General features: G+C 69.9%; 8 protein-coding genes. 3 read left to right on the top strand and 5 right to left on the bottom strand.

Annotation, left to right across the window (positions count from 1 at the left end):
* Together AB0M20_RS19540 and AB0M20_RS19535 are read right to left on the bottom strand one after the other, a co-directional pair.
* The coding region (locus tag AB0M20_RS19540) for a hypothetical protein (RefSeq protein ID WP_364299974.1) at positions 1-244 on the bottom strand (244 nt) is incomplete at its 3' end.
* Between the two features lie 40 nt (positions 245-284).
* Positions 285-635 carry an STAS domain-containing protein gene (locus AB0M20_RS19535; protein WP_364299972.1) on the bottom strand — a complete coding sequence of 117 codons (351 nt, stop codon included), beginning with the start codon at positions 633-635 and terminating at the stop codon, positions 285-287.
* A 317-nt stretch (positions 636-952) separates the two neighbouring features.
* Here AB0M20_RS19535 and AB0M20_RS19530 point away from each other — a divergent pair, with 317 nt between their 5' ends.
* Together AB0M20_RS19530 and AB0M20_RS19525 are read left to right on the top strand one after the other, a co-directional pair.
* Complete coding sequence (locus AB0M20_RS19530) at positions 953-2,434, top strand: amino acid permease (RefSeq protein WP_364299970.1); 1,482 nt, start codon at positions 953-955, stop codon at positions 2,432-2,434.
* On the top strand, positions 2,431-3,300 hold the full coding sequence (locus AB0M20_RS19525) for a universal stress protein (RefSeq protein ID WP_364299968.1): 870 nt from the start codon (positions 2,431-2,433) through the stop codon (positions 3,298-3,300). The genes AB0M20_RS19530 and AB0M20_RS19525 overlap by 4 nt, the downstream gene beginning before the upstream one ends.
* A 37-nt stretch (positions 3,301-3,337) precedes the next feature.
* Here AB0M20_RS19525 and AB0M20_RS19520 read toward each other — a convergent pair whose 3' ends face one another.
* Positions 3,338-4,072 (bottom strand): hypothetical protein, encoded by a 735-nt coding sequence (locus AB0M20_RS19520; protein WP_364299966.1) that lies wholly within the window; start codon positions 4,070-4,072, stop codon positions 3,338-3,340.
* Between the two features lie 165 nt (positions 4,073-4,237).
* Between AB0M20_RS19520 and AB0M20_RS19515 the strand changes: the two genes are divergently transcribed.
* On the top strand, positions 4,238-4,960 hold the full coding sequence (locus tag AB0M20_RS19515) for a hypothetical protein (RefSeq protein ID WP_364299964.1): 723 nt from the start codon (positions 4,238-4,240) through the stop codon (positions 4,958-4,960).
* Here the strand turns inward: AB0M20_RS19515 and AB0M20_RS19510 are convergent.
* Both AB0M20_RS19510 and AB0M20_RS19505 read right to left on the bottom strand, forming a co-directional pair.
* The gene (locus AB0M20_RS19510; protein ID WP_364299962.1) at positions 4,953-5,921 is read right to left on the bottom strand and encodes a serine/threonine-protein kinase; all 969 of its coding nucleotides are present in this window, start codon (positions 5,919-5,921) and stop codon (positions 4,953-4,955) included. The two genes, AB0M20_RS19515 and AB0M20_RS19510, sit on opposite strands and share 8 nt — an antisense overlap.
* Positions 5,922-6,153: 232 nt before the next feature.
* Positions 6,154-7,026: hypothetical protein (locus AB0M20_RS19505; RefSeq protein WP_364299960.1), on the bottom strand; the 873-nt coding region annotated here is incomplete at its 5' end.

The following is a 7,026-nucleotide window of genomic DNA, read 5'->3' as shown; positions in this document are numbered from 1 at the left end:
CAACCGAAACCGAGCACAGATTTAGAGACACAGAAACGCATTTTGAACGTCCTAGAAAACTTAGAATCAAATCACGAGAAGACGACTTTGAACTATGTGCGTCGGGGAGGTAGTCGAAGGACAGGTCGGCGCCCCGGGCGAACACGCCGCTGCCCAGGCGTACCCCGGAAAGTCGTTGATCGGTGTCCTGGAGCCGGAAGCAGAGCTCCGCGCCGCGGCACCACGCTCCCACGGCCTGATCCATGACCGAACCCTAACGGTCAGTGCGTGGACCGGCGCAAGATCTAGCCGGTGTACGGCTGCGTGGAGTCGCTCGACGCGGGCAGGCCGAACATCTCGGCCAGGCCGGTGACGCGGAGCTGACGGTGCACGAACTCGCTCGGGTTCCGCAGCACGAAGCGGGTGCCGGTCTCGCGGGCGGCGTTGTAGCCGGTGACCAGCGCGCCGATGCCCATCGAATCCATGAACGTGACGAAGGTCAGATCGACGATCATGGTGACCGGGCGCTCGGCGTGCAGGGTGGACAGCAGGGCCGCCCGCAGTGCGTCCACGGTCGCCGCGTCGAGGGTGCCCCGCACGTCGACCACGATGGCGCCGTCGGACTGGCGCCGCGTCGTCATCACCGCCTCGCCCATGCTGCCGCACCTCTCGTCGTCCTGGGGGTGAGTTCACGGTACAACGGCTCGCGCACCGTCGCAGGCTGCCCGACGTTTCCGCTTGAGCGCCGGACAAACCGTGCGCCGCCTGTCACCGCTTCCTCACCCACTGTCCGGCTCGATGAGCAAGAGGGAACCGGAAGATTGCCGCATCCTGCCGATCAGATGTCACCCCGTCTTGCGCCTGACCACGGGAAACGAAAAGGTGACCTTGGCGGGCGTCAATGAAGCGCCCGGCCGGTCAGACCAGCGGCGGACCAGCGCCTCCGCCGCCCGTGTGGAGGGCAGGGCCGCACATGGCTACGACATCGGGGCGAAAGCCCGGGATCTTCGCGATCCGTGACGTCGGCACCTTGATCACCGAGACCACCGAGGAAGGCCACGGCCTCAAGAAGGCGGTGGGTGCGTCACAGCTGACCGCGATGGGCGTCGGCGCCATCATCGGCACCGGCATCTTCGTGGTGATCGGGGAGGGCGCCGGCATCGCCGGTCCCGCCGTGATCCTCTCGTTCGTGCTGGCCGCCGTGGCCTGCGCGTTCTCCGCGCTGTCCTACGCCGAGCTCGCGTCGTCCATCCCGGTCTCCGGCAGCGCGTACACCTACACGTACGCCACGCTGGGCGAGATCGTCGCCTGGATCATCGGCTGGGACCTGATCCTGGAGTACGGCGTGTCGGTCGCCGCGATCGCGGTCGGCTGGGGCGGCAACCTCAACGCGTTCCTGGACTCCGCCTTCGGGGTGGCGCTGCCGGACGCGATCGCCAAGTCCCCGGAGGACGGCGGCATCTTCAACCTGCCGGCCGTCTTCATCGTGCTGGCGATCACGCTGCTGCTGGTCCGCGGCGTGACCGAGAGCGCCCGGGTCAACTTCGTGATGGTCATCATCAAGCTGAGCGTGCTGCTGTTCTTCATCGTCGTGGCGTTCGTGAACTTCGGCACCGGCAACTTCCAGCCGTTCGCCCCCGCGGGCGTGAACGGGGTGACCGCGGCGACGGCGATCATCTTCTTCGCCTATATCGGCTTCGACGCGGTGTCCACCGGCAGTGAGGAGGCCCGCAACCCGTCGCGGGACCTGCCGCTGGCGATCATCGGCTCGCTGATCATCTGCACGATCTTCTACGTGCTGACCGCGGTCGGCGCGCTGGGCATCGCCAGCCCGGACCAGATGAAGGAGAGCGACGCGCCGCTGGCCGCCGCGCTGGACCAGGGCGCCGGCATCAGCTGGGCGGCCGGTGTGCTGGCGCTGGGCGCGGTCGTGGCGATCACCAGCGTGGTCCTGGTCATCATGTACGGCCAGACCCGCATCTTCTTCGCCATGTGCCGCGACGGCCTGCTGCCGGAGAGGCTCGCCACGGTCAACCAGCGGTACGGGACGCCGGCCCGGCTGACCATCGGCCTGGGCATCCTGATCGCGATCCTGGCCGCGCTGGTGCCGCTGAGCGAGATCGTCAAGCTGGTCAACATCGGCACCCTGTTCGCCTTCGTGCTGGTCAACATCGGCGTGATCATCCTGCGCCGGACCCGCCCGGACATGCCGCGGCCGTACCGCGTGCCGTGGTCGCCGGTGCTGCCCATCCTCGGCGTGCTGTTCGCCGTGTACCTGATGACGGACCTGCCGATCGACACCTGGATCCGGTTCGTGGTGTGGCTGGTGATCGGCGTCGCGATCTACTTCCTGTACGGCTATCGCAACTCCCGGGTCCGCAAGGAGGCCATGGCCGGCCGGCAGCCCGACGGGCCGGCCGCGCCGACGCAGCCCGAGGACGGTGAGCCGAGATGACCTCACCGGTTGTCGTCGGGGTCGACGGCGGCGCGTCCGGCAAGGACGCCCTGCTGCTCGGCCGATGGGCGGCGGACACCCTGGACGAGCCGCTGATCGTGGCGGTGGTGCATCCGGCGCCGTCCGCGATCGGGTCGGGCCGGGTGGACGCGGAGTGGGTCGCGGACCGGCACCGGGCCGCCGAGGCCGTGCTGGAGGGCGCGCGGACCGTGCTGAAGGATCTGCCGGGCGAGGTGGAGTACCGGTCGGTGGCCTCCTCGTCGGCCGCGCACGGGCTGCACGACCTGGCCGAGGAGGTGCAGGCCGAGGCCATCGTGGTCGGTTCCGGCCGCACGGCACCCAAGCAGCGGCTCTTCGCCGGCAGCACGGCGGAGCGGTTGCTGGCCGGCAGTCACTGCCCGATCGCGGTGGCGCCTTCGGAGATGCCGGCCTCGCCCGGTGGGAAGGGCAGGATCGGCGTCGCGTACGTGGACACGCCCGACGGGCGGGCCGCGCTGGACGAGGCGGCCAAGCTGGCCCGGCGCACCGGGGCGAAACTTCGGCTCTACACGGTGGTCGCGGACCGGGAGTCGACGCTGCCGTGGCTGGTCGGCGACGACGCCGAGCACGCCTTCCTGGACACCGCCCGCGAGACGTACGAGGAGTCGCTGACCCGGGCCGCGGCGGCGGTCGACGGCGTCGAGGTCGATTGGCAGCTGCTCGAGGGCAAGGTGTCGGCGGCGCTGGCCGAGCTGGACGAGGTGGACGTCCTGGTGTGCGGGTCCCGCGGCTACGGCCCGGCCCGCCGGGTCCTGCTCGGCGGCGTGTCGACGCGCCTGGTCCGCGGGGCGAGGGTCCCGGTCGTGGTGGTCCCGCGCAGCGGCTGACGGGAGGACGGGCATCCGCATCGCGGATGCCCGACTCTCAGTCCGGGATGTCCCAGGCCGACGCGCGCAGACCCACGGTGTCGTCCTGAGCCGTCGCGGTCACCGACAAGACGACCATCTTCCAGCTGATCGCCGCATTTCGAGCGGTGTCCAGGGACGTCTTGATACAGAAGGCCTGGCCGCGGCGGATCGGCACATCGGCGTTATCCGCCAACGGACTGGCCCGGATCTTCTCGGCGCATTCCGCCGGCGTCACCGACGCCGCTGGGACCTCGCTACCCTCCACGCCGTTCTGGAGGTTGATGTGCGGCGAATCGCCCGCACTGCAGCCCTTTCCGTAAAGGAACTCGCTGATATTGACGCCGACCTGGACCCGGGGTTCGTCAAGGTCGACGTAGATCTGCCTTCCGCATTTCGGCGGAAGAGTCAGTACTTCACCGGTGTATTTGACGGCGTACTGCGTCTGCGGGCTGAGCGTCGGGACCGAGTTGCCGTCCGATTCGGTCGGTGCCGTCGTGGACTCGGCCGGAGCCGGATCGGAGCTGTCAGCCGGTGCGGGTGGCGGCGGCGCGGGCTGGGTGGGCCGCAGGGCCAGGATGTCGGCCTTTTTCGCCGCCTCGGCGGCATGGGAGTCGGCTCGCCAGGCCAGCACCACACCGGCCGACGCAACAATCAATGCCAGCAATGCCACGCCAAAGGTGATCAAGCCAAGCGGGCCGCCGCGACGAGAAGGTTTCTGCACTCCCGGCTGGTATTGCGTCTGGGCGCTCAAGATTCATTCGTCCTTGATCATGAACAGTTGTCAGGGCACCGCGAACCATAGGCCACCGAGAGAGGCGTAGGAACTGTCGGTAATTTGTCACCGAACAAGTTCTTATGATCATGAATGGCGGGTCAGAATGTGGCGCTTAAAATGATCTGTCAATTGTGAGAAAACGTGAACTCATCTTCAGCAACCGGTCGGCCGCCCGCCTCCGGTGCCGCTTCCCTACCGACCGGCGCCGGAAAGCGCGACCCGGGCCTGCGGGCCACGGTGATCGGCACCGTGGCCGGCGTCGGCAGCCTGATTGTTGGGGTGGTCGCCTGGCAATGGCCGCAGCCCCAGCCGGACCCCGGGCCGGCGGGCGGCGGGACTGCCGCGCCGTCGGTTGCCGCCACGCCCTCGACCCGTGTCGACGACGTCTCGTCCGCGCCGGCCGCCACCCCGCAGATGCCGGCCACTGTGGCGCGTTTCCTGACGGAGATGGATCCGGAGTCGGGCGCGGCGAACGTCCAACAGCTGCCGCGGTCCATCCGAGCGGAGCCCGGGTACAACTCCCGGCCGTTGGTTGTTGCCTGTCCGTCCAACCAGACCGACGATCAGCGGCGCGACGTCACCTATCAGCTGCACGGTCGGTACGCGGACTTCGCGGCGCAGGTCCATCCGTATTACCCCGAAGGGACGGATCAGGGATCGGTCACGATCGTCACCCTGACGACCGAGGTGCGGCAGACCGACGGCTCGCTGCTCAAGAACGACGTGGTCACTCTCGGAGCCGCAACACCGGCGGCTCCGAAGCCGCTGACCGCGCAGATCGACGGTGCGGAGAAGATCACCCTGCGCGTCGCCTGCGACAACCCGAGCGGCCTGGTCGCATTGACGGACGCGAGAGTCAGCTAGCGCGGTGACGGCCGACCCGGTCCGTCAGGTCCAGGTCGCCGGCCGGCACCGCCACCGAGGTCTTCGCCTCGGCGGCGCGCTCGTCCCAGCGCGGCAGGGCGCGGGGCTGGATGCCCGGCGTGGACAGCGGGACGTACACCCGGGCGTCGACGGCCTCGGCCAGCAGCAGGGCCGCGACCAACGCCGTCGGTCGCTCCTCCGGCTCCTTGTGCAGGCACCGCGAGCAGAGGTCGATCACCTCGGGCGCCAGCCCGTCGATCGGGGGCATCGGGTCGGGGTCGCCGTACCGCTGCGCGTGGACCAGCTCGGTGTTGGTGGTCGCGTGCCACGGCAGCCGCCCGGTCAGGCAGTGGTAGAGCATCGTGCCCAGGGAGTACATGTCGGAGGCGGGCGAGGCGGGCAGGCCGTCGAAGCGTTCCGGCGCCACGTACGCCGGGGTGCCCATCACCGGGCCGTCCGGGTCCGGGTCCGGGGTACCCACCGCGGCCGCGATGCCGAAGTCGAGCACCTTGGCCCCGGCCGGGGTCAGCATGACGTTGGCGGGCTTGATGTCGCGGTGCACCACGTGCTCGGCGTGCGCCGCGGCCAGGGCGGCGGCCACCTCGGCGCAGATCCGCACGCCGATCCGCCAGTCCAGCGGACCGGCCGCCAGATGCTCGCTGAGCGTCTGCCCCTCGACCAGCTCCATCACTATGAACGGCACGTCGCGGTCGGCTCCCGGCGACGTGCCGAAGTCGTGCACGTTCGCGACGTTCGGATGGGCGAGCCGGGCGGCCGAGCGGGCCTCGGTGCGGACCAGGTCGACGCCGGACACCTCACCGAGCGTGCCCTCGACCGCGGAGGCCATGATCTTCACCGCGACCGGCCGGTCGAGCACCTTGTCGTGGGCACGCCACACCTCGGACATTCCGCCGATGCCGATGCGTTGCACGAGCTGATACCGCCCGCCCACCGTCCGCATCGTGTCTCCCGTCCTCCGGTGTGCCTAGCGGAACCGATACCCGGGGTCCCGGAGGGCAAACAGAGATCACTCGCACGGGTACGCAGATGAAACAAAGGCAACGCCCGTCCTTGTGGGACGGGCGCCGCCAGAGATGATGCCTTGTCCGGTATGCCGGCGCCGGGCGTCGACACCGACAGTAGGAGCCACCCGGCCGAGCCGGTGAGCACCCCCCGCTTTCGTGACCCGGCTCTCAGACCAGCTCGGTACGCAGATCGTGGGCGCCGTCGTGCCGGGTGGCCTCGTAGTAGATCCGCCGGCGTCCCTCCGGTGTGGTGACCATGCTCAGGTAGCGCAGTCCGTTCGGCGCGTGCGGGCTGCCGAGCGGCTCGCCGTCCTCGGCGGTCAGCGGGCCGAAGCTGCCGTCGGCCAGCCGCTCGCCCCGCGCCGTGCCGGTCCGCTCCTCCCAGTTCTCCCCCGCCGTGGCCCGTCCGTCGTACGCGGCCAGCACCGTGTCGCCCTCGACCGCCACCGAGGAGACCCGCACCCCACGCGCGTCCCACTCGCCGGGCCGCCCGGCCAGCGCCGTCGCACGCCACGCCCACCGCACGCCGTCGTCGCTGATGTAGTACTCGGTGGTCATCCGGTCGGCGTCGTCCCACGACTCGAGCGGGTGCACCGAGGCCCACAGGTGCCAGCCGTGCTCGTCGTGGTGCAGCACCGGGTCCTTCACTCCGTACGCCGCATCCCCGGCCAGAACCGTGCGCGGCGTCGCGGTGGCCAGGCCTTCCGGGGTGTCCGCCTCGATCAGCTCGACCCGCCAGTGCTTGGTGCCCGTGGTGGCCGCGGACACGTAGAGCCGCCACCGCCCGTCCGGGGTGTGCACGATCGCCGGGCGTTCCAGCGACTCGGAGCCGAAGCGGTCCTTGCCCACCTCGGCCACCACGGTGAAGGTCTCGCCGTCGCGGGAGCGGGCGATCACGTTCGAGATGCCCCGGCCCTCGCCGATCGGCAGCCGCAGCCGGTAGGCGAGGTAGATGACGCCGTCCACCACGATCGAGCTGGGCGCGCCCGCCCACGCACCCGGCTCCTCGCCGGGCGGTTCGACCACGACGACCGAGTCGTC

It is taken from the genome of Actinoplanes sp. NPDC051633, from assembly GCF_040681735.1.
GTDB lineage: Bacteria > Actinomycetota > Actinomycetes > Mycobacteriales > Micromonosporaceae > Actinoplanes.
Note: the sequence above shows the minus strand (reverse complement) of the source record. Positions and strands in the feature narration are given on the sequence as shown.

Bases quoted from the DNA above. Each gene is read 5' to 3' on its own strand.
- AB0M20_RS19535 (WP_364299972.1), bottom strand. From the start codon at position 635: ATGGGCGAGGCGGTGATGACGACGCGGCGCCAGTCCGACGGCGCCATC.
- AB0M20_RS19530 (WP_364299970.1), top strand. From the start codon at position 953: ATGGCTACGACATCGGGGCGAAAGCCCGGGATCTTCGCGATCCGTGAC.
- AB0M20_RS19525 (WP_364299968.1), top strand. From the start codon at position 2,431: ATGACCTCACCGGTTGTCGTCGGGGTCGACGGCGGCGCGTCCGGCAAG.
- AB0M20_RS19510 (WP_364299962.1), bottom strand. From the start codon at position 5,921: ATGCGGACGGTGGGCGGGCGGTATCAGCTCGTGCAACGCATCGGCATC.